The sequence below is a fragment of the Listeria sp. Marseille-Q6474 genome (assembly GCF_946902005.1).
Lineage (GTDB): Bacteria > Bacillota > Bacilli > Lactobacillales > Listeriaceae > Listeria > Listeria innocua.
This window is the reverse complement of sequence record NZ_CAMPPS010000001.1, coordinates 1,365,724-1,388,026: the sequence shown is the minus strand read 5'-3', so window position 1 is coordinate 1,388,026 and position 22,303 is coordinate 1,365,724. Positions and strand designations below refer to the sequence as shown.

The window sequence follows — 22,303 nt, the reverse complement described above, 5'->3', positions numbered from 1 at the left end:
AACAATAAAAAACTTCTCTATTTAGAATAGAGAAGTGGAAAGTCGAACATATCCAGCTCCTCTTATCTACCAAAACGGAATACACCATTTTGCTGGAATTAGCACCTTCACTTTACGCTTAAATAAAGTTAGGTTGCCGGGCTTCATCGGGCCAGTCCCTCTGCCGCTCTCGATAAGAGAAAATATTTTAGAAAAACCTGTTAGTTAAAAATATACGCATTTTAAGATAATTTGTCAATGCTTTTTTAAGTTTTAAAAAAATCATACTGGACAAATACTTCAGAAAACTTTACTATTTTAATCAATGAAACTTGAAAAGGACGGGTGCCAAATGAAAATTTCCAAACGCTTGCAAAATTTACCAGATCAATTTTTTTCTAGCCTTGTAGAAAAAGTGGGAAAGAAAGTGGCAGAAGGTCATGACGTGATTAATCTAGGTCAAGGAAATCCAGACCAGCCAACACCCAAGCATATCGTGGAAGCAATGAAAACAGCTTCAGAAAATCCAATGAATCATAAATATTCGTTGTTTCGTGGAAAACAGGAACTTAAACAAGCCGCGGCTGATTTTTATGCGCGTGAATATAATGTAACCATCGATCCAAATACAGAAGTAGCCATTTTATTTGGGACGAAAACAGGGCTTGTTGAACTGCCAATGTGTTTAATGGATCCAGGTGATGTAATGCTTTTACCAGATCCGGGCTACCCAGATTATTTATCAGGAGCAGTTTTAGGAGAAGTTGAGTTCGAAACAATGCCACTTATTGCTGAAAATGACTTTTTACCAGATTTTAATAAAATTCCTGAAGAAATTGCGAAAAAAGCGGAGTTGATGTATTTAAATTATCCGAATAACCCCACTGGCGCGGTTGCTACGACTCACTTTTTTGAAGAAACGGTTGCTTTTGCTAAAGAAAACAATATCACGATTGCACATGATTTTGCTTATGGTGGTATTGGTTTTGATGGGAAGAAACCGATTAGCTTTTTAGAAACTCCAGGGGCGAAAGAGGTTGGAATCGAACTTTATACGCTTTCGAAAACATACAATATGGCTGGCTGGCGCGTAGGATTTGCTGTTGGGAATAAAGACGTTGTCGAAGCAATCAACCTCATTCAAGATCATATGTATGTAAGTTTATTCCCAGGTATTCAAGATGCTGCAATTGAGGCTCTCACAGGCGATCAAACTTGTGTACAAGAATTAAATGCTCGTTATGAAAGCCGTAGAAATGCATTTATAGCTGCTTGTGATAAAATTGGTTGGGAAGCAATTGCTCCAGCGGGCTCTTTTTTTGCATGGATGCCCGTTCCAAAAGAGTTTACAAGTAGTGAATTCGCGGATTACTTATTAAATGAGGTTAGTGTAGCTGTTGCTGACGGAAGTGGTTTCGGGACTTTCGGTGAGGGTTATGTACGCGTTGGACTTTTAATGGATGAAAAACGATTAGAAGAGGCAGTTGCACGAATTTCCAAGCTGCATTTATTTGATAAAGTGGCACAAAATTAAGAGATTATGTGATTTTAAGAGAAAATAGCTTGTAATAATTCAGATAATTAACTGTATGTGTTATAATTGATTAGTAAGTCTATTCTTAGCATGTTGTTTTATGAAGACAGGCCGGAATTTAAAGTATTTAGTGAGATTTTTTTGCATTAAATAAAAAGTATCTGTCCCGGTTAAAGCCGGCGAAATCCAGGAATGAGAGGACTGTAAAAAAATGGCAGAAAAGAAAATTCTTGTAGTAGATGACGAAAAACCGATTGCGGATATAGTTAAGTTTAATCTAAATAAAGAAGGCTTTGATGTATATTGCGCCTATGATGGCGATGAAGCGTTAGAACTTGTAGAAGAAGTTCAGCCAGATTTGATTTTACTGGACATTATGCTTCCAGGTCGTGATGGTATTGAGGTATGTCGTGAAGTACGTAAGAAGTATGATATGCCAATAATTATGGTAACTGCAAAAGATTCCGAAATTGATAAAGTTATCGGACTTGAACTTGGTGCCGATGATTACGTTACGAAACCATTTAGTAACCGCGAATTAATCGCTCGTGTGAAAGCCAACTTGCGCCGTCATAGCCAAGTAAGCTCAAACGCTGCTGAGGAAGAAGAAAACAGCGAATTAGAAATTGGTTCATTGATTATTCATCCAGACGCATATGTTGCTTCAAAACGTGGAGAAACAATCGAACTTACGCATCGTGAATTCGAATTACTTCATTATTTAGCTAAACATATGGGTCAAGTCATGACAAGAGAACATTTACTTCAAACAGTTTGGGGCTATGATTACTTCGGTGATGTTCGTACAGTCGATGTTACTGTTCGACGTCTACGCGAAAAAATTGAAGATAATCCAAGCCATCCAGCGTGGTTAGTTACAAGACGCGGCGTTGGTTATTATTTACGCAATCCAGAACAAGAATAAATAAACAAGAAGTGGTCGCCAAGCAAAAAACTTGGAGGACCACTTTTTTTGGGTATATCCGCATACTTAATAATTATTTTTATAAATAAATTGACCCAAATAACAGGAAAAACAATACGTCTACCCTGCAACATATGGTATACTAATTTAAATATATTACCCCGAATAGGAGTAGAAAGACTTATGCATAAAATGAGATTTTTTCAGTCTGTACAATTTAAGTTAGTTATTATGTATTTGCTATTAATTATTGTAGCAATGCAAGTAATCGGCGCGTATTTTGTACGTGAGCTGGAAGGGCAACTGGAGAAGAATTTTCAAGATTCCATCACGAATAGCATCACGTTGCTGGATTATAATGCTAGAGAAGAAATCATAAAAAATAGCGATAACTCAGTGAAGCTACAAAATGATATTCGAGAGCTTTTGGTCGACTATTCACGTGCAAGTAGCAACATAATCGAAGTAAGAATAGTAGATGACAAAGGCAAAATTCTCGGGACTTCCAATTTAGATAATCAAGGCATCGTTGGGCAAAAAAGTAACGATCCCCTTGTTAAACGAACCTTATCACTCGGAACTACATCTGAGGATAAAATTTATAAAGACGAATCAAATAAAAATAACCGTGTCTGGGTGAACGTATCCTCCATCAAAAATAAAGGACAAGTGATAGGGGCTATTTATCTTGTCGCCGATATTGAAAGTGTATATAAACAAGTGGATGACATTACGAACATTTTCATTACTGGTACTTTGATTGCCATGATCATTACAGCGGTACTTGGAATTTTACTATCCAGAACGATTACGAAGCCAATTATTGAAATGAAACGTCAAGCCTATGCGATGGCGCGAGGAAACTACAGCCGGAAAGTTAAAGTCTATGGCGTGGATGAAATTGGCGAACTAGCTGATTCCTTCAATACACTAACAAAACGAGTTCAAGAAGCACAAGCTATGACAGAAGGAGAACGGCGCAAACTTTCCTCCGTACTTGCCTATATGACCGATGGAGTAATTGCTACAGACCGCCGCGGAAAAGTTATTCTTATTAACACGCCAGCTGAAAAAATGCTACGCGTTAAGCATGAGAGTGCCAATGGTCGATCAATTATTGATGTACTAGATATTGGTGATACCTACCAATTTGAAGATTTGATGGAAGTCGATGGTTCATTAACGATGGACCGTAGCACGCTTGATAAACCATACGTACTGCGCGCTAATTTTTCCGTTATTCAAAGAGAAACTGGATTTAATAATGGCGTTATTGCAGTACTTCACGATATTACCGACCAAGAAAAAGTCGATCAAGAACGCCGCGATTTCGTTTCTAATGTGTCGCATGAATTAAGAACCCCGCTTACAAGTATGCATAGTTACTTAGAGGCTCTAAGTGACGGGGCATGGGAAGATAAAGAAATTGCGCCACGTTTCCTTGAAGTGACTCAAAACGAAACAGAACGAATGATTCGTCTTGTAAATGACCTGCTTAAACTTTCAAGAATGGACGGCGGAAGAGAACAATTAGAAAAAAGTTTCGTGAATTTCACAGACTTCTTCAATCATATTATCGATCGTTTTGAAATGATGAAAAAAGAAACAATCATGTTTAAACGCCACATTCCAAAAGAACCGGTTATCATCGAAATTGATGAAGATAAAGTAATGCAAGTATTAGATAATATTATTTCGAATGCCAATAAATATTCACCGGACGGGGGCCGAATTTCTTTCTACTTGAAAAAATTTGAAGATGAAATTGAAGTTAGTATAGCTGACGAAGGCTTAGGCGTACCAGATGAAGATTTGGCAAATGTATTCGACCGCTTTTTCCGTGTTGATAAAGCTCGCTCGCGGGAAATGGGAGGAACAGGGTTAGGACTAGCGATAGCTCGCGAAGTTATCGAAGCTCATGGTGGCCGAATTTGGGCAGAACGCAACAAGTCCAAAGGTACGATAATTAAATTCACCCTGCCATACAGTGACTTACCGGAGGATGATTGGGAATGATGAAAAAAACAGGATTTCGCTCATTTTTATTAACAGTTCTAGTCGTGCTCAGTATCGTCTTAAGCTACTTTATTTGGAAGGGACAACCTGATTACGAAGCGATTAACGTTAAAGAAGTTGAAAAAACAACCATTGATAAAACCATGACAACATCACAAGTATTTAAACCATATAAATTAGCTGTTAATGCAAATGAAATTAATTACCAAAGCTTAGACTCAGACTTGTTAAATGAGTTAATGGCACAAGGAAAAGCATTTAGTTTCTCAGAAGTAGTTCTTGCCAATAAAAAAAGTAATGAAGAATATGAGAAATTAATCCATAAAAATGGGACGATAGAGATTATTTTCCCTAACAATATTCCATTTTCAATTTTTGCTCAAAATTTCCAAGTGGAAGGAGAAGGGCTAGAATCTGCCTTCTTTAATCGTATTGTATTTGATATAAATAACACGGATACTGGGCTTCATTCCGTTTATTTTGCCAATGATGACCAAGAAAATATTTACCAAAGTTCCTTGCAAAATAAAGATATTGATAAAATAGAAAAAATTGTTAAAAAGAACGAAAGTAAACTCGCGCAAAACGATAAAGTTATTTCCAATAAACGAAATCTGTTCTTAAGCTCCGAAAAAACAAAGCTAAATCGCAAAAAATACATTACGGATTCGCTTGAAATCAATCTATTTACCTCTGCGCTATTTCAAGATTCAGGTACAGTTAAGAGCGAAGGAAATACCTATACGGACGGCTCTAGCGTCATTGAAATGGATACAGAAAATAAGGTTTTAGAATATGTAAATCCTTCTCAAGAGCGCACTAATCCTGAAGATTTAAATAACGTCAAACGAGCTGGATTGATTCAAGATAGTTTCAATTTTGTAAATGATCATGCGGGTTGGACTGGGGATGGCGCTTATTATTTCACCGGTTACGCAGCCGAAAGCGCAACGACCAATTTTAGTTTGTTTATAGATAATTTACAAGTTTATAATGAAGATGGTATGGCTGATATTTCTGTTACAGAAGGCCTTGAAGCAGTTTATAAATACATGCGTCCATTTTTCCGTTTAGATACGGACGTTCCTGGAGAGAAAAAAGAAGTAACTATGGAGTCGTCTTATTCCGTCTACAATGCACTAGTTGAAAATCCTAATGTGAAAGCCGAAGAAATAGAAGATATTGTTCCTGGCTATCACATGAAAAGAAGTGAATCATCTGGTATGAACCGCATTGTTACATTAGAACCAACTTGGTTATATAAATATCATGATAAATGGTTCATCTTCCAACCTGAAGCAGAAAAGGCGGGTGAATAAAGATGGATTGGCGTAAAACACAAATGATTTTTATTGTAACGCTCCTCATTTTAAATGTCTTTTTAGCAGTGATTTTCTTTAATAAACAATTATCAGATGATCCAGACACATTAGGAAATGAAACTTTAGAAGAACGATTAAAAGCAGATAATATTTCTCATCCTGATTTATCAAGTAAGCCAACTAGTGGAGCTATCTTCACTACCGAACAAGCCGCTTTTACGACAAAAGATGTTAGTGATTTGACAGGACAAGCAATTACGCTCAAAGACAACAATAAACAAATATATTCTGTCCTACAAACACCCATAAAAGCTGGCAAAAAAGGCAACAATCCTGATTTTCAAAAATTCATGGAATCCGATGTGTATCGCGGCGAGTCTTATGAGTTTTGGAACTACGACAAAGATGCGCGAACACTTACTTTTAATCAATTAATCAATAATAATATGGTTCTTTTTGACGAAGCTGGGCAAATTATCTTTTATTTAGATAAAGATGATCGAGTAATTTCTTACGAGCAAACGTGGATGTCAAAACAAGATGATTTAAAAGACAAGACAAACTTAATGTCATCCACTGATGCGTTAGAAGCTGTTTACCAACACGGTGAGTTAAAACAAGACAGTGACGTTGTTTCTGCGACTTTCGGTTACTATACGACCGTGCAATTGCCTTCAGGGAATGTCTATTTCCCAGTTTGGTGTTTTGAAGTGAAACATTCCGGCGAGACTAGTTACGTTCTGGTAAATGCAAAAGATGAACAAGTTATTAACCAATCCGAAAATAAAACAACAACCGAGCCAACCACAGAATTATCCAGTCGTCAAAAAGCAAAATAAAATCAGAGTCAACCTAAATACAATAAAATTTAGGTTGGCTTTTTCAACCGATTGGCATGCAATTTTACCGAATTAGCGTTACAATGGAAGATATATAAGCCTTTAGGGGGATAAAAAATGTTCGCAAATAAAATTCTAACTGAAAAAGACACGGACCAAATCCGATTTAGTATATTAGCCAGTGGAAGTTCAGGAAATGCAACTCTTGTAGAAACTGGCGACCAAAAAATTCTCATTGACTGTGGTTTAAGCGGCAAGAAAATGGAAGGTTTATTCGCGCAAGTTGGTCGAGATATGAATGATTTAGACGCGATTTTAATTACTCATGAACACTCAGACCATATTAAAGGGCTAGGTGTGCTTGCTCGTAAATATAAACTCCCTATTTATGCTAATGCAAAAACATGGAAAGCAATGGATAATATGATTGGCGAAGTTTCTTCTGAACAGAAGTTTCAATTTGACATGGAAACAGTGAAATCTTTTGGCAGCATGCAAGTAGAATCCTTTGGTGTATCTCATGACGCGATTGAGCCGATGTTTTACATATTTCATAAGGGGAATAAAAAATTTGTAATGATAACCGACACAGGATATGTTAGTGATCGAATGAAAGGGCATATTGCAGGCGCTGATGCATACCTTTTTGAAAGTAATCATGATGTAGAGATGCTTCGAATGGGACGCTATCCTTGGAATGTCAAACGTAGAATTCTTGGCGACGAGGGACATGTAAGTAATGAAGATGCAGCAATAGCAATGAGCGAAGTAATTACAGATCAAACGAAACGAATTTATTTAGGTCATCTTAGTAAAGACAACAATATGAAAGAACTAGCGCGGATGAGCGTAACGCAAACTCTTATTTCAGAAGGAATCGATGTTGGTGGCAAGCTAGAGATTTTTGATACCGATCCTGATAATGCTACGTCTATCTTCACTATCTAAGTTTCACCATTTTTTTAAAGCTTTTTCATTGTTTTTTCATATTTGCGGTTTACTATGGAAGTATATAAATGCGAAATTTGCAGAGAGGAAGGAAGACATGGACGAGAAAGAAAAAAATTTAAATGAAAACAGCGAGAACGAGAGCACGCCAAAAAGAGAGGTCGAGGAGACTTTACATACAAAAGATAGCTCGCAACCAGTCCAAGAAACTCCTATAGTAGAAGGCGTGACACCAGAAGGAGAGAAATTTGCCGGAGCAACAGAAGAAGCTGCTGAGGCAAGCTCTACCAATGCATTTTTTGAGGAAGCAAGTAGTAAAGAACCTGAACCAGCCAGACCAGCTCCAGGGCCAAGACGTCCTAGTGGTGCAGGTGGTGGCACGATTCCACCGAATAGAGTGAATAACGGCGGCGGTGGCAGCGGGAATCAGCCTCCGAAACGCAACAAACACTTACTTGGATACTTTTTAACTGCACTTATTGGCGTTATTATTGGTGGACTTATTATATTCTTCGTAGCATGGGATAACGGCGATAACGCAGATACAACTTCTAACTCAAATAATAAACCGACTAAAGTAGAAAAAGTTTCTGTAAATACTACCTCTGATGTAACTAAAGCGGTTGATAAAGTACAAGATGCCGTAGTTAGTGTACTGAATTACCAATCATCTTCATCTTTAGACGGAACAACAAGTTCTGAAAAAGAAGCTTCATCAGGATCAGGTGTTATTTATAAAAAAGCAAATGGAAAAGCATATATCGTGACGAATAATCACGTGGTAGCTGATGCGAATAAATTAGAAGTAACATTTACAAACGGTAAAAAATCAGAAGCAAAATTACTAGGAACAGACGAATGGAACGATTTAGCTGTCCTTGAAATTGATGATAAAAATGTCAGCACAGTTGCTGCGTTTGGCGATTCTGATTCATTAAAACTTGGTGAACCAGCGATTGCGATTGGTAGCCCACTTGGAACTGAATTTTCCGGTTCTGTAACACAAGGTATTATTTCCGGTTTAAACCGTGCTGTACCAGTTGATACAAACGGCGACGGAACAGAAGACTGGGAAGCAGATGTTATCCAAACAGATGCCGCAATCAACCCTGGTAACAGTGGTGGAGCTTTAATCAATATTGAAGGCCAAGTAATCGGTATTAACTCGATGAAAATTTCAATGGAAAATGTAGAAGGTATTAGCTTTGCGATTCCAAGTAACACTGTAGAGCCAATCATCGAACAACTTGAAACTAAAGGCGAAGTAGAGCGTCCTTCTCTAGGCGTTTCCTTACGCGATGTTGATACAATTCCAGAAACACAACAAAAAAATATCTTGAAATTACCAGATAGCGTAGATTACGGTGCAATGGTACAACAAGTAGTATCTGGCTCAGCAGCAGACAAAGCAGGACTTAAACAATATGATGTTATTGTTGAACTAAACGGTGAAAAAGTAACTAACTCCATGACACTTCGCAAAATATTATATGGCAACGATGTGAAAATTGGCGATAAAGTCAAAGTGAAATACTACCGTGATGGTAAAGAGCAATCAACAGACATTAAATTAGAAGCAGCAAAAACAACGACATGATAACAAAAACCATCCTCTTAAAAAAGAGGGTGGTTTTTTTCTGTGGAAAACTTGTGGATAGTGATTTTTTTCAGATATAGATATGGTAGAGAACAAGAATTCGGCTACTAAATATAGGCGGTTATTGTGGATATGTGGATAACTTCTGTGGATAACCTGTGTGTAAGCAGTGAATATCTTGTGGAAAAGAACAATTTTGATAATTAAATCAATAAACTCAGATTTATTTTTGAAAAAAACACATTTTTTGCGAAAATATAGGTCAAAAAGCAAAAATGTGGATAGAAAGCCATTTATCCACAATTGAAAGATAAATAAGACGAAAATGTGAAAGCGAAAACAACTTTATTAAATATATAAATCAATGAGAGTGATTGTGGCACAGTTGGTTAGCTTGTTTTCAAAATGTACTTTCGATACAAAATAACAAGTATTTTTGCTTGTGGATAAGCTGTGGATAGTGAAAATGGGGTATCATATATATTGTATGGAATATACGTTCGGACACAAAATAGAGAATCGGCTTGTGGATATGTGGATAGTTTTTGTGGATAAGTTGTGTATAAGGGCGGGATAACCTGTGGAGTAAGTTTTTTGTAGTAATTTCTTTTTTTCATTTTGGCTAGTGTTGCGGGTGTTCTTTGAGGTATGATAAAAGTATTAATAAAGATGAGGGTGACGTTAATGAATATCCAAATTGTGACGGTCGGGAAATTAAAAGAAAAATATCTAGTCCAGGGGATTGCTGAATATTTAAAGCGGCTGAGCGCATATGCTAAAGTGTCAATTGTCGAAGTTCCAGATGAAAAGGCTCCAGAAGTGTTGAGTGACGCGGAAATGAAACAAGTGAAAGATAAAGAAGGCGTGCGGATTTTAGCGAAAATTCCGGATGATGCCCATGTGATAGCGCTGGCAATTGATGGGAAAATGAAGTCGAGTGAAGAATTTGCGGCGGATTTGGATAAACTGGCGACTTATGGTAAGAGTAAGGTGGCGTTTGTGATTGGCGGATCGCTGGGGCTTAGTGAGGCTGTTTTGAAGCGAAGTAATGAGCAAATTTCGTTTGGGAGGCTAACGCTGCCGCACCAGTTGATGAGGTTGGTGCTGGTGGAGCAGGTTTACCGGGCGTTTCGGATTGTTCGCGGGGAGCCTTATCATAAATAGCTAGCTGCTTGAAAGGGTTGTAATCAACAACTTAACTTTTGAAAGCTGGTTTACTTTTTTCGATAAGCCATTTTTCACCATTTGAAATTGTATGATCTGCATGATAAATTAATGTTTTTCGAAGTGCTACATAATCTGTGGGTAATGTTTCGTAGTTTAGAAAGTGATAGTTTAGTGCGATGCTTTCAGGAATAATTCCAACGCCAAGTTCATTATTGCAGATTTCGACAAGTGTTTCGGGAATATTGATCTCTGATATGGAAACATTGGGGATATTAAAATCGTTAATGAGAGAAGCCAAGGCGCGGTATGAATAACATTGTTTGCTGAAGACGTATAATCGTTCTTCAGCTAATATTTTTTGGACTGATTTTCCAGCTGTGTTGCCTGCGAAAACTAGTTTATCCCATGAGAGCGTTTGGGAGATGATTCGGCTATCTTGAAATAAATTTTCTTTTTCGAGTTCAGCGACATAAGCGATGGTTAGTTCTCTATTAGCTATTTTTGGTATTAATTCACTTGTACTTCCGCTAACAATAGATAATTTTTTATTTGGAAACTGTTGATAGAACTCTTTAATGATCGTGTTAAATTCCATGGGCAAAGAAGATTGCGTAATACCGATTGAGATCGTTTCTTCTTCGTTATTGATAATATCAATCGTTTCCTCCCATAATAAGATCATTTTTTTGAATTGCTGATAGATTTTTTCGCCCTCTTTAGTCAATTCCACACCATTCGAGTGCCGGAAGAAAAGTTGAGTTTGGAACTGTTTTTCGATATTTTTTATTTTGTTGGACATATTAGACTGTAAATGATGCAGTTCATTCGCTGCTGCAGAAATACTCTTTAGTTCAGCTACTTTATTAAATGCTTTCATGTTTTCAATATCCATAATTTTCTCCTTTTGGTATCAAAAATAATGATACCGGCATATGATTTACGCATTTCAAATGATGGCGCAGATAGATTATACTTTATTTACAGTACAAATTCAAATGGGGGGTTATGTTATGAATGCAACAATTCAACAATTAGTTAAACATGTTTCAGTAAGAGAATTTAAAAATGAAAGATTATCTGATGAAACCAAACAACATTTATTAACGGCTGCGAGAAGTGCATCTAGTTCGCATTTTGTGCAATCTTTTTCTATTTTAGAAATCACAGATGAAAAGCTAAGAAAGGAACTAGCTGAAATTACGAATAGTGCTTCTTATGTAAACCAAACGGGGACCTTTTATGTGTTTATAGGTGATTTATACCGACAATCAAAACTTTTACTGGAGAATAATCGAACTTTGGATGGGTTGAGAAATATGGAATCATTACTCGTTTCGGTGATAGATGCAACGATTGCAGCTCAAAATATGGTTATTGCTGCAGAGTCTCTTGATTTAGGAATTTGCTATATCGGTGGAATAAGAAATGATATTGAAAAAGTAGCTGAATTGCTAAACTTACCGCCATTTACGATACCTGTTTTCGGATTAACTGTAGGCGTTCCAGAATATAAAAATCAAGTAAAACCACGGCTATTACTAGAAAATCAAGTAGGAGAAAATCAGTATCCACATGAACAATTTACGGATTTAAAAGCGTATGAGGAATTGACCAAAGATTATTATGCTTTACGTGAAAAAAATCAGCATCAAACTTCATGGGGAAACAAGAATGTAGAGTTTTTTGAAGAAATACGAAGACCGGAAATAGCGGGTTTTTTGAAAAAACAAGGGTTTACATTGGATTAATTAGTTTTCGTTGTAAGGTGTATAAAAAATAATAGGATTAAATTTATGAAAAGCTGGAAGAGTATTTTTTCCGGCTTTTTATTTGATTTGGGCTTTTATTTAGTCATAGAAAGCTTAAACTAGATTAGATTGGGATAGATTTGTATAATTAATAGGGAATTTAAATTGCACTATTTTATCCTAAATAAATTTCATAAAAGGAGGATTCAAATGAAATTTCTAAAAAAATACGGGTTTTACTTTTTATTACTCGGCGTTTTGAGTGATTTTCTAACGCCTTACATACTTGGAATCTTTTACCCAGAATTAAACCAAATGACGCGTGTTATGAGTGTGTTTGGGGATGTGGCTAGTCCGGTGCGGGGAGCGTTTTTGGTTTGGTCGGTTGTGTCTGGGGTGTTCTTTGTGCTCGCTTTGCCGGCGATTTATCAGAGCGTTGTTAAAACTTCGCGGACTTTGGCGATTTTGCTTGCTTCTGCGATTGGTTTGTATGGGATTGGCGATTGTATTTTTACCGGGTTGTTTAGTATTGATACGGAGCAGGCGAGTTGGACGTTTTCGACTTGGGTTCATAATATTGGCTCGGGGCTTGGTTATGCGGGATTTTTGATTTTTCCGTTGTTTTTGGTCATTCTTTACCGGAAAACTGGCGATAAAACCCGCAGCAATGTCTATCTAGTATTACTCATTGTCAGTCTGCTGTCGGCCGGTGTTTATGGGCTTGCGCGGATTCCTGCTGTTAATCACTTACCGGTTTTAGACAAAATTGGATTTTGTCAGCGGATTAGTTTCTTTTTTAATTATTTGCCGATTGTTGTTTTTGGAATTGATCGGATTAGAAAACCCTAGATTGTTTAAGAATCTAGGGTTTTTTGTTCGCAAAGTTCGATAAATTGCTGGAAATCTTCTTGTTTGGCTAATTTTTTTACAAAGCTGCGTTCGTTTAAAATGGTTACGAGTTGGCCGAATAATTCTTCAAAAGAGTTGTCGCGTTCTTCTTTCATGGTGAGTAGGAGGACGAGTTTGACGCGATTTCCGCCCCAGTCGATCGGTTTATCAAGCGCGCATACTGCGACGGCATTTTTTTTCGCGCTTCGCTGGATGGCGTGCGGGATTGCGTAGTAGTTTCCGTAACAGGTGCTTGATAATTGTTCTCGTTCGAACACTTTTGAAACATAGTCGGAGTCGCAGTAGTCGAATGCAGTTAACTGTTCGCAAAGAAACGTAATTACTTCTTCTTTTGATTTGAAGTTTTGTTTTGGAAAGAAAAGCTCTTTTTTGAAAAATTTTCTAGAAATCGAATCGGTTTTTGGCTTAGTTTCTAAAATATGCTTGATTTTCTGCAAATCTGCTTCTGTTAAAAGTAAATCGTAATGATAGACTGGGATGTCGGTTGTTAAGTTTAATGGTTCGGCGGTAATAATTAAATGAATTTCTTTATCTAAGGTGAACTGCTTTATATCAAAAATAGATCGAGATACGAGTAAGTCAATCGAAAAATCGGCAATTTTCTTAAGTTGATTATGAATTAAACGTTGGCTGCCCGCGCCGTACGGGGAAACCAAGAGGATTTTTCTTTTTTTACCGTGATTAATCGTTTCCGAAGCGGATAAAAAATGTAGCGCGATATAGGCGATTTCGTCATCTGGGAAAGTAATCGCTAACTCTTTTTGAATAAAGGCTGAGGCATAGACGCTGACGTTATAAATAAATGGAAACTTGTTTTTTAGTTCTTCAGTGAGTGGGTTGGTTAAATATTGCTTATGATTGGCTCTTTTGTATAGGGCTGAGATATGGGCCACTAAATAGGTGGCTATTTTTTCATCAGCGGAAAAATCAATATGAAAATTTTGGTCAACTGCTTCAAGGAGCCGAGTGACAACGCTGCCAAAAACTTGCGCGTCAATGGTTGATGTTGTCACTAATTTGCCGGAATAAAGCCGGGCGATATAGCTTAATTCTTGTGTTGGAATATTGATTTGTAGTTCATTTTCTAACGTTTCGGCTAGTTGCTCTGCCATTTCAAGACTAGTTTTATCTTGTTCTGTTAAAGCTGTTCTTTGAATATAACTACCCATGCTAATTCGCTCAATTAAAACAGCAATATGCAAGATGAACGAAATCGTTGAAAAGTCATTCATAAAAAACTCGTTCTTTTTATGATATGCGATAATGAGCTCGGAAAGTTGTTTTAGATTGCAGTAATCGAAGTAATCCGCGTATTTATCAAGGCTTAATTGATGGTTTTCGATTTCTTGATTGAGGAATAGATTGAAGATGCGTCGTTTTTCTTCTTCGCCGCCCTCGGTTATTAGTTCGTTGTTTTTTCGAATAATACATAGCGACTCATCTTTTTCAGCGATAACGGTGTTGAGCTCTTTAATAATACGAGATAACGTCGATTCGCTAATGAAAAATTGATCCGCTAAATCATAGAAATTGGTATGATCTTGTTCGATAATATGGCGTAATAATTCAAAATGTAGATTTTCGTTATTTTTGGTTAGATTCATTTGTGAAAGTTGCTCATTTGGTGTTAAAAAATAGCCTTTTCCAGCTTTTGATGCGATGATTGTGGAACTAAATGACTGGTTAATTTGAATAATGTCATTTCGCACAGTTTTGGAAGAAACGCCTAACATTTCTGAAAGTGCTTTTGCTGTTACTGTCTTTTGGCTGTCGTTAAGCTTTTCTAACAATGAACGTTGCCTTTCTGAAATAGTCATTATATCCCCCCTAATTCTCCCTTAACCTATTGTTATTATACAACACCAAATAGAGAAAGAGACGAGTTTTTTGTCCCAATCTCTATTTAAGTGGCTATTAATTAGCAGCGATGTTCTCTTCTTCGGCTTCTTTTTCTAAAGCGACGAGATTTTTCTCATATACTTTTAGGAATGGGTAATACATCAGACCGTTTAAGAAAATCAGGATGAATACGAGAACGATGGCTCGCCAGTCCATGGTGGATAGAAATGCTCCAATTGGCGCGGGCATTTGCCAAGAGAAGACGGCGAACGTTTTTCCGACAATCCCGAAATACATACAAAGATAAGTGATAACCCCGTTGAATACCGATGTGAAAATGAACGGGAAGAAGAAAATTGGATTCAGCATTAGTGGTGTTCCGAAAATTAACGGCTCAGAAATTCCGAATATGGAAGGTAAGAAGCCGACTTTCCCGACGGTGCTTAGTTGTTTGGATTTGGATCGCATCATTAAAAAGGCAAGTGCGAGAACGGAACCAGAACCACCAATGATAACGAAATACGTCCAGAACGGTGTCGTGAAAATATTCGTCAAATCTTGGCCAGCCATTTTTTCAGCGGCGTTGATTGAAAGGTTTCCGTCACGAATCGGGCCTAGAATTCCGGCAAGTGCGGCATCGTGCACACCGAAGAACCAGAATAGGTGAACTAGGAAAATACTTAGAATCGTGAATGGTAGGCTATCGGCCGCTTTGAAACTCGGCGCCATTTTTTCATATAAGAATTGGATGGCAGTTGTGTCTAGTAGGTTGAAAATGATAAAGATAATCGAGAAAAAGGTCATTAAAATAATACCAGGAACTAGGGCTGCGAATGTCTCAGATAGTGAGGCTGGGACGCTATCGGGCATGGTTATTCGACCGACGTTTTTCTTGCGCATCCAGTGATAACCTTCTACGGTAACGATGGCGACGAAAATCGAGAGTAATATTCCGCGTCCATCAAGGAAACTAATGTCGACTTCTTTGCCGTCCCAACCCATTTTGATTGGATTAAGTACGAGCATAAAGAAACCGGCGATAGAAAACATAAGTGGGCGTAAGAAATCTTCGTGATAGTGTTTGCATAAATAATACGTGATACCGACGCAAATATATAACGACATGGCGCCAAGTGTGATTCCGCTAATCCAATTTAGGATTAAATCATATTTTTCAGCAAAGTTAGCCCAGGCAAGAAGGAAACCATTTTTCGTATTATCTGTTACTGGAGCCGCTTTCAAAATAATCGGAATTGAACCAAACAATGTAATTGGCAGCATGGACATAAATGCGTCTCTGGTTGCTTTCAAATGGCGTTGCTGGCTAAGTTTGTTAGCCAGCGGGGAAATATATTGATCCATTTTTTCGCTAATGGTATTAAATCGCATGTTTTTATCCTCCTATTAATTTCTGGATGTCTTCGTAAACCCCTTTGCCATCCATGATGCCGTATTTTACTGGTGAAATGGCATGGACCGGGACGCTGACGGCCTGTTTTATTTGTGGCATAAGGAAACGGATTTGTGGGCCGATAAGAACGAGGTCAACACCGTCCAAATAATCGGTATACTCAGATTCACTATAAGCAGTGACGTTTAATGTGTTGCCAGAAGCGGCTTCGATTTTTTTCGCAAGCATTCCTGTAGACATACCAGCATTACAAACTAACATGATATTTTTCATTTTCCTGCTCCTTTTTTTAAAATTCTCTTCGTTTGATGAGTTTTCCCTGACTTTCAATCATTTCTTTGAACCAGTAGTAGGAAGCTTTTGGTTTTCTGATTTGGTTGTTTTCGAAATCAACGGCAACAAGTCCGTAACGCTTTTCGACTCCATTTTTCCAAGAGTAAAGGTCGAACGGGGACCAAGCGTAGTAGCCGCGAACATCACAACCAGCATCGATTGCGTTGAAAATGGCGTTAATATGGTCGTTCATAAAGGCGATTCGGTAGGCATCATCTACTTGTGGTACGGAAACATCTTCGCGAACACCAATGCCATTTTCCGTCACATAAAGTGGTAATTGATAGCGTTCGTAAGCCTCGATTAAGCCATCTTGTAAGCCTTTTGGATAAATTTCTGTATCCCATTCGGTTGTTTCGTTGGCGGGATCTTTCACTTGTTCGAACCAGTTTTTGATGAGAACTTTACTTTCGCCTTTTTTACCGCTGTGGTTAAATTGTAGCTGAGTTTCGCCGCCAGTGTATGGTTTAACGAGCGTGCGCGAATAGTAATTTAAGCCGATGAAGTCGACAGTGTTTTGTTTAATTGTTTGTAGTTCGTCTGTTTTCATAAAGCTGATGTCGTGCGATTTGGCTAGTTCGGCAATGAGGTCAACCGGGAATTCGCCAAGTGCGGCTGTATCGAGAATCCAGTTGTTGCAGTAGTTATCAGCGTAGCGCATCGCAATTTTCGTTTCGATACTTTCATCGACACCGTTCACCGGCGTGTAGCTGTGAACAATGCCAATTTGCCCTGGATAGCCGCCTTCTTTAAAAGTCTTCACGCCTAAAGCACTCGCGTACATCACATTATAAGCGGCAATCATCGTTTTTTGTGTATCTTGATAGCCGGGCGGGTAGTTGCCGATTTTATATCCGTTAGCAATAAACCATTTCGGCTCGTTAAACGTAGTCCAATTCGTGATTTTATCGCCAAAATGGTCATAACAAACCTTGGCATAATGCTCGAATGCAGCACAAACGTCGTGATCCAACCAGCCACCAGTTTCTTCCCAATACTGTGGCAAATCCCAATGATAAAGTGTCACAAACGGCTCAATATCATATTTTTTACACGTATCTAGTAAGTTTTGATAAAATTCTATCCCTTTTAAGTTGATGTCACCTTGCCTATTTTTAATAATTCGCGGCCAAGATAAGGAAAAACGATAGGAATTTTGCCCGCCTTCTTTCATCATCCGAATGTCTTCCTCATAGCGGTGATAGTGATCGCTCGCCACATCGCCATTCTCAAGACCTGCTTCGTGCAAGTAGTAGTCCCACATCGATTCCGCCTTGCCATCCACATTCCAAGCACCTTCACATTGATAGGAGGCCGTGGCACCTCCCCATAAAAAGTTATTATTCATTAGATAAACTCCATTTCCATTGATAAATTTCTCCCAGTTCCCGAATCATTTCCACGGCAATATCCGTAGAAGACAAGTGACCCTCCGCATGAACAAGCAGTAAATCCACCTCTCTCATTCGGTTCTCTGAAGATAGTTTTCGTAAAAGTTCCGCGTGCGCTCGGTGCGCCAGTTTAATCTCATCTTTCGCTTCAGTAATTTTCTGAGTGAAAGCTTCGATGTTTTGCAGTTTTACTTCTTTCAGTGCCTCAAAAGCACAACTTTTCGCATTCCCGGCGTGTAAGATGATCGCCATGGAATCGAGTTCGGTTGTTAGTTCGTTGCTATCTGTCACGTAAAGACCTCCTTTTGATTTGTCTTTACTATAGCTGGAAAAATGGGGGAGGTGAAATTATTATTTGCCACTTTGGAAGTGGAAATTGGTTTAGGAGGATAATATAAATAAAGTGGCTCTTATAGGTATAAAGATGGTAAAATATAATTATGTAAATTGAAAATAAAAATCAGAAAAATATTTTATATAAACTAGATATTATTGTAGTGGGGGATAAATAATGATTACATCAGAAGAAATTAAACGTAGGCTGTGGGACGGAGCAAATGAACTCCGTGGTTCCATGGATGCGAGTCGTTATAAAGATTACATGCTAGGATTAATGTTTTACAAATTTCTAAGTGATAAGACATTAGAAACATATAAATCAATAGCGGGTAAAGGACAGTTATCTGAAGCGGAACTAGTAGAAGAATATGTCAAAGATAGAGCGTATCATGGCGAAAATTTAGATAAAATGATTCAAAGTGTTTTACGCTATTTTGTGCTACCAGAACATCTATATCAAACATGGTTAAAAGATATTGCTATCGGGGAATTTGAGATCCAAAAAGTAATTGATAGCTTGAATAATTTCGAGCGAACAATTGCTGTGTCAGGCGATTCTGATGATTTCCAAGGTTTATTTTCAAGTTCTACCATTGACTTAACAGATACTGCATTAGGTAGCAACTTAAATGAACGTAGTAAAAATATCAAAGCTTTAATTGAGTTGTTCCAAGATTTAAACATGGTTGCTTTGCAAAAAAGTGATGTTCTCGGGGATGCTTATGAGTATTTAATTGGTCAATTTGCTATGGAATCTGGGAAAAAAGCTGGGGAATTCTATACGCCTAGACAGGTAAGTGAAGTTATGGCACAAATTGCGGCTAAAACTTCTAATATTACTTCTATTTATGATCCAACAGTTGGTTCTGGCTCATTATTACTAACGGTGAAAAAACATTTAAAAGAAGATGTCCAAAAAGATTTAAACTATTATGGACAAGAAAAAAACACTGCTACATACAACTTAACTCGAATGAATCTATTACTTCATGGTGTACACCCTGAGAAAATGAGCGTTAAGAATGGTGACACTTTATCAGAAGACTGGCCTGAAGATCCAAGTCGTCCGGCTGAGGGAGTGTTATTTGATGCAGTTGTAATGAATCCGCCCTATTCACTAGCAAACTGGAATAAATCTAATTTAAAAGTAAGTGACCCTCGTTTTGAAATAGCAGGTGTATTACCTCCAGATTCAAAGGGAGACTTTGCTTTTCTTTTGCATGGTTTATATCATTTAGGTCAAACTGGAACGATGGCAATTGTGTTGCCTCATGGTGTGTTATTCCGCGGCGGAACTGAAGGTGAAATTCGGAAACGACTATTGAACAAAAATTATATTGATACAATTATTGGGCTACCCAGGAATTTATTTACAAATACAGGAATTCCGGTATGTGTTTTGATTTTGAAAAAGAATCGGGCAATTAGTGATCCAGTTCTTGTTATTGATGCTTCACGGAATTTTATTAAAGTAGGCAAACAAAATGAACTGCAAGAAAAGGATATTGCGAGAATTGTAGATACTTATGTGGAACGAGCTGAAAAGGCTGGGTATAGTCATTTAGCTACTAGAGAAGAAATTATAGAAAACGATTATAATATGAATATTCCAAGATATGTGGAGTCGATTGATGAAGAAATTCCTCATGATGTAGATGCTCATCTATATGGCGGCATTCCGCAAGCAAACATCGAGAAACTAAAAACATTACAGACAACGGTAAAAAATGTGTTGGATAATGCGCTTAAGCCAGTTCGTGACGGATATGTTCAATTGGAAAAACCTATGGATGAACTAACAAATGAAGTGCTGACTGATAAAAATATTATTGCTAAATCAGCTATTATTCGAGAAAAATCGGAAACTTTTATTGAACTATATTGGAAGAAATTACATGAAATTAATAATATTGTAGATGTAAATTCACTGATGGAGGAAATGCTCGTTAAGATTAAAGAATTACTTTCCTCTTTCGATGGGCTAGATGTGTATGATGGTTATCAAATTATTGCGGAAGTCTGGAAAAATAGTTTAACACATGATGCTGAGCTAATAGCAGGTGGTGGTTTCTATACAATTGGTCGGACACGTGAACCAAATATGGTGACTAAAGGTAGCGGAAATAAGAAGCGTGAAGAACAAGATGGATGGGTTGGTGCGATTGTTCCTAATGAATTAATTGCAAAACGTCTCTATAGTGAAGAACTTCAAATAATTGAGGATAAAAAAGCTTGTCTGACTGCTGTGGAAGTAGAACTTAGTGAGTTAGTAGAAGCGGCTAAAGTAGAAGATAGTGAAGAGAATATCGCACTATTTGAATCATTAAAGAAAAATGCAGAAGGTGAACCACAAGATTCATTTGAAAGTAAGACAATGAAAGCAGAACTGAAAAAAATAACGAAAGAAAGCCCTTCTTATAAGTTGCTGAAAAAAGTAGATGGCTTAATAACTGAAAAGTCTGCGCTAGGTAAAGAAATTAAAGCTAAAGAGAGTGAATTAAAAGAAGCTATATATGAGCGGATTCTTGTTTTAACTGATGAAGAAATTGATGAGTTAGTATTCGAGAAATGGTTTGGCACAACGGTGGAGGATTTAGTGAAGCTTATTGAAATACCGCTTAAGAAGGAACTAGATATTATAAAAGAGTTGCATGAACGCTATGCAGAAACACTTGATGATATAGATGAAGAGAGTAAAAAGTTAGAAAATGAATTAGAAAAATTGATGAGTGAACTGGTGGTGAAGTAAATGTCACATATTAACAAGAGAGTTCCTAAAAGAAGATTTAAAGAATTTAGTAATGCTGACGCTTGGATACAGCGTATATTAGTGGATGAATTTACTTTTTTTACAGGATTAACATATTCTCCAAATAGTATTCGTGAAGTAGGGACTTTAGTGCTACGCTCCTCAAACGTTCAAAATAGTGAAATAGTCGATGCAGATAATATATATGTTGAGAAGTTAGTAGTAAACTCTAAAAATGTTGAAGTTGGAGATATTGTTGTAGTTGTTCGTAATGGTTCTCGCTCATTAATTGGTAAACATGCTCAAATTAAAAAGAATATGCCTGATACCGTCATCGGTGCGTTTATGACAGGTATAACATACAAAGTTCCACAATTTGGAAACGCACTATTAGCAACTAGTGCTTTTAAAAAAGAAATTGCTAAGAATCTCGGTGCAACTATAAACCAAATAACTACTGGAATGTTCAAACAAATGATATTCAATTTTCCAAAAGATGTGGAAGAACAAAATAAAATTGGAAGGTTCTTTGATGGACTAGACAACACTATCGCTCTTCATCAATGTAAGCTAGAAAAAATAAAAGCATTAAAAGCTGCCTATCTCTCAGAAATGTTTCCAGCAGAAGGAGAAACCAAACCAAAACGCCGATTTGCAGGATTTACTGATGAATGGGAGAAACGGGAGTTGGAGGATGTAGCACCGCTTAGAGGTGGATATGCTTTTCAAAGCGAGGATTATCAATCTAGTGGAATTCCTATTATTAGAATTTCTAATATCTTATCAAATGGAAGTATAGGTGGGGAGTATACTTTTAGTAAAGAGAGAGACAAAGATAGTAAGTATGTTTTACCTAAGGGCGCAATAATATTAGCAATGTCGGGGGCAACTACTGGTAAAACTGCAATTGTTAATAGCAATCTTTATAAAAAGATATACCAGAATCAGCGAGTTGGATACTTTGTGAATCTAAATATAGTAGATTATTTTTTTGTTAAAGTTATTGTTGAATCTAATAGTTTCTATCATCAGTTAGGGGCTGTATTAATAGCAGGAGCACAGCCTAATATTTCATCAAAAGAAGTTGGAGCTTTTGAATTTTATTTTCCAACAAAAATAGAAGAGCAAAAAAAAATCGGATTCTTCTTCCAACAGCTCGACAAAACCATCACTCTTCACCAACGCAAACTACAAAAACTACAAAACATCAAAAAAGCATACTTAAACGAAATGTTCATTTAGAACGGGGGATGAATC

At 37.3% G+C, this 22,303-nt stretch carries 18 protein-coding genes and 1 riboswitch; of the genes, 12 read left to right on the top strand and 6 right to left on the bottom strand.

Annotated elements, in window-relative coordinates:
- Positions 1-59 precede the first annotated feature (59 nt).
- Positions 60-179, bottom strand: a riboswitch (SAM riboswitch).
- A 152-nt stretch (positions 180-331) separates the two neighbouring features.
- The 8 genes from OC533_RS06985 to rlmH all read left to right on the top strand — a co-directional run bounded on the left by OC533_RS06985 (position 332) and on the right by rlmH (position 10,324).
- Entirely contained in the window at positions 332-1,513 is a 1,182-nt protein-coding gene (locus tag OC533_RS06985; RefSeq protein WP_194323127.1) for a pyridoxal phosphate-dependent aminotransferase, read from the top strand.
- A gap of 211 nt (positions 1,514-1,724) precedes the next feature.
- Positions 1,725-2,438: a response regulator YycF gene (gene yycF, locus OC533_RS06980; protein ID WP_003724221.1), complete on the top strand. Its 714-nt coding sequence runs from the start codon at positions 1,725-1,727 to the stop codon at positions 2,436-2,438.
- 183 nt (positions 2,439-2,621) lie between these two features.
- Positions 2,622-4,454 (top strand): cell wall metabolism sensor histidine kinase WalK, encoded by a 1,833-nt coding sequence (gene walK / locus OC533_RS06975; protein ID WP_003770200.1) that lies wholly within the window; start codon positions 2,622-2,624, stop codon positions 4,452-4,454.
- Positions 4,451-5,773: a YycH family regulatory protein gene (gene yycH / locus OC533_RS06970; protein ID WP_160464333.1), complete on the top strand. Its 1,323-nt coding sequence runs from the start codon at positions 4,451-4,453 to the stop codon at positions 5,771-5,773. The genes walK and yycH overlap by 4 nt, the downstream gene beginning before the upstream one ends.
- A gap of 2 nt (positions 5,774-5,775) precedes the next feature.
- Positions 5,776-6,615, top strand: coding sequence for a two-component system regulatory protein YycI (locus tag OC533_RS06965; protein WP_003760196.1), 840 nt, complete (start codon positions 5,776-5,778; stop codon positions 6,613-6,615).
- Positions 6,616-6,732: 117 nt separating this feature from the next.
- Positions 6,733-7,563 carry an MBL fold metallo-hydrolase gene (locus tag OC533_RS06960; protein ID WP_010990327.1) on the top strand — a complete coding sequence of 277 codons (831 nt, stop codon included), beginning with the start codon at positions 6,733-6,735 and terminating at the stop codon, positions 7,561-7,563.
- 97 nt (positions 7,564-7,660) lie between these two features.
- Positions 7,661-9,160, top strand: coding sequence for a serine protease HtrA (htrA, locus tag OC533_RS06955; RefSeq protein ID WP_153648444.1), 1,500 nt, complete (start codon positions 7,661-7,663; stop codon positions 9,158-9,160).
- Positions 9,161-9,844: 684 nt separating this feature from the next.
- Positions 9,845-10,324: a 23S rRNA (pseudouridine(1915)-N(3))-methyltransferase RlmH gene (gene rlmH, locus OC533_RS06950; protein ID WP_003770212.1), complete on the top strand. Its 480-nt coding sequence runs from the start codon at positions 9,845-9,847 to the stop codon at positions 10,322-10,324.
- A gap of 31 nt (positions 10,325-10,355) precedes the next feature.
- Here the strand turns inward: rlmH and OC533_RS06945 are convergent, their stop codons facing one another.
- Complete coding sequence (locus tag OC533_RS06945) at positions 10,356-11,219, bottom strand: LysR family transcriptional regulator (RefSeq protein ID WP_160464330.1); 864 nt, start codon at positions 11,217-11,219, stop codon at positions 10,356-10,358.
- A gap of 118 nt (positions 11,220-11,337) precedes the next feature.
- Between OC533_RS06945 and OC533_RS06940 the strand changes: the two genes are divergently transcribed.
- Positions 11,338-12,075: an NADPH-dependent oxidoreductase gene (locus OC533_RS06940; protein ID WP_194323128.1), complete on the top strand. Its 738-nt coding sequence runs from the start codon at positions 11,338-11,340 to the stop codon at positions 12,073-12,075.
- Between the two features lie 210 nt (positions 12,076-12,285).
- Entirely contained in the window at positions 12,286-12,924 is a 639-nt protein-coding gene (locus OC533_RS06935) for a DUF998 domain-containing protein (RefSeq protein WP_160464328.1), read from the top strand.
- 5 nt (positions 12,925-12,929) lie between these two features.
- On the opposite strand, the gene OC533_RS06930 is transcribed toward OC533_RS06935, so the two are convergent.
- The 5 genes from OC533_RS06930 to OC533_RS06910 form a co-directional block, all read right to left on the bottom strand.
- Positions 12,930-14,801 carry a BglG family transcription antiterminator gene (locus OC533_RS06930; RefSeq protein WP_194323129.1) on the bottom strand — a complete coding sequence of 624 codons (1,872 nt, stop codon included), beginning with the start codon at positions 14,799-14,801 and terminating at the stop codon, positions 12,930-12,932.
- A 97-nt stretch (positions 14,802-14,898) separates the two neighbouring features.
- A complete protein-coding gene (locus OC533_RS06925; protein WP_112120218.1) occupies positions 14,899-16,212 on the bottom strand; it encodes a PTS sugar transporter subunit IIC in 1,314 nt (437 codons plus the stop codon).
- Positions 16,213-16,216: 4 nt separating this feature from the next.
- Positions 16,217-16,507: a PTS sugar transporter subunit IIB gene (locus tag OC533_RS06920; protein WP_003722919.1), complete on the bottom strand. Its 291-nt coding sequence runs from the start codon at positions 16,505-16,507 to the stop codon at positions 16,217-16,219.
- Positions 16,508-16,523: 16 nt separating this feature from the next.
- Positions 16,524-17,915 carry a glycoside hydrolase family 1 protein gene (locus OC533_RS06915; RefSeq protein ID WP_194323130.1) on the bottom strand — a complete coding sequence of 464 codons (1,392 nt, stop codon included), beginning with the start codon at positions 17,913-17,915 and terminating at the stop codon, positions 16,524-16,526.
- A complete protein-coding gene (locus tag OC533_RS06910) occupies positions 17,908-18,249 on the bottom strand; it encodes a PTS lactose/cellobiose transporter subunit IIA (RefSeq protein WP_003724232.1) in 342 nt (113 codons plus the stop codon). Before OC533_RS06910 ends, OC533_RS06915 begins: the two co-directional genes overlap by 8 nt.
- Positions 18,250-18,469: 220 nt before the next feature.
- Here OC533_RS06910 and OC533_RS06905 point away from each other — a divergent pair, with 220 nt between their 5' ends.
- On the top strand, positions 18,470-21,046 hold the full coding sequence (locus OC533_RS06905) for a type I restriction-modification system subunit M (protein ID WP_194323131.1): 2,577 nt from the start codon (positions 18,470-18,472) through the stop codon (positions 21,044-21,046).
- Entirely contained in the window at positions 21,047-22,288 is a 1,242-nt protein-coding gene (locus OC533_RS06900) for a restriction endonuclease subunit S (protein ID WP_194323132.1), read from the top strand. It abuts the gene before it with no gap.
- The last annotated feature ends 15 nt before the right edge of the window (positions 22,289-22,303 follow it).

Excerpts from the sequence above, each read along its gene's own strand:
- OC533_RS06925 (WP_112120218.1), bottom strand. The coding sequence starts at position 16,212 with ATGCGATTTAATACCATTAGCGAAAAAATGGATCAATATATTTCCCCG.
- OC533_RS06900 (WP_194323132.1), top strand. The coding sequence starts at position 21,047 with ATGTCACATATTAACAAGAGAGTTCCTAAAAGAAGATTTAAAGAATTT.
- walK (WP_003770200.1), top strand. The coding sequence starts at position 2,622 with ATGCATAAAATGAGATTTTTTCAGTCTGTACAATTTAAGTTAGTTATT.
- rlmH (WP_003770212.1), top strand. The coding sequence starts at position 9,845 with ATGAATATCCAAATTGTGACGGTCGGGAAATTAAAAGAAAAATATCTA.
- OC533_RS06920 (WP_003722919.1), bottom strand. The coding sequence starts at position 16,507 with ATGAAAAATATCATGTTAGTTTGTAATGCTGGTATGTCTACAGGAATG.
- OC533_RS06985 (WP_194323127.1), top strand. The coding sequence starts at position 332 with ATGAAAATTTCCAAACGCTTGCAAAATTTACCAGATCAATTTTTTTCT.
- OC533_RS06960 (WP_010990327.1), top strand. The coding sequence starts at position 6,733 with ATGTTCGCAAATAAAATTCTAACTGAAAAAGACACGGACCAAATCCGA.
- OC533_RS06935 (WP_160464328.1), top strand. The coding sequence starts at position 12,286 with ATGAAATTTCTAAAAAAATACGGGTTTTACTTTTTATTACTCGGCGTT.
- OC533_RS06915 (WP_194323130.1), bottom strand. The coding sequence starts at position 17,915 with ATGAATAATAACTTTTTATGGGGAGGTGCCACGGCCTCCTATCAATGT.
- OC533_RS06940 (WP_194323128.1), top strand. The coding sequence starts at position 11,338 with ATGAATGCAACAATTCAACAATTAGTTAAACATGTTTCAGTAAGAGAA.
- OC533_RS06905 (WP_194323131.1), top strand. The coding sequence starts at position 18,470 with ATGATTACATCAGAAGAAATTAAACGTAGGCTGTGGGACGGAGCAAAT.
- yycF (WP_003724221.1), top strand. The coding sequence starts at position 1,725 with ATGGCAGAAAAGAAAATTCTTGTAGTAGATGACGAAAAACCGATTGCG.
- htrA (WP_153648444.1), top strand. The coding sequence starts at position 7,661 with ATGGACGAGAAAGAAAAAAATTTAAATGAAAACAGCGAGAACGAGAGC.
- OC533_RS06945 (WP_160464330.1), bottom strand. The coding sequence starts at position 11,219 with ATGGATATTGAAAACATGAAAGCATTTAATAAAGTAGCTGAACTAAAG.
- OC533_RS06930 (WP_194323129.1), bottom strand. The coding sequence starts at position 14,801 with ATGACTATTTCAGAAAGGCAACGTTCATTGTTAGAAAAGCTTAACGAC.
- yycH (WP_160464333.1), top strand. The coding sequence starts at position 4,451 with ATGATGAAAAAAACAGGATTTCGCTCATTTTTATTAACAGTTCTAGTC.
- OC533_RS06965 (WP_003760196.1), top strand. The coding sequence starts at position 5,776 with ATGGATTGGCGTAAAACACAAATGATTTTTATTGTAACGCTCCTCATT.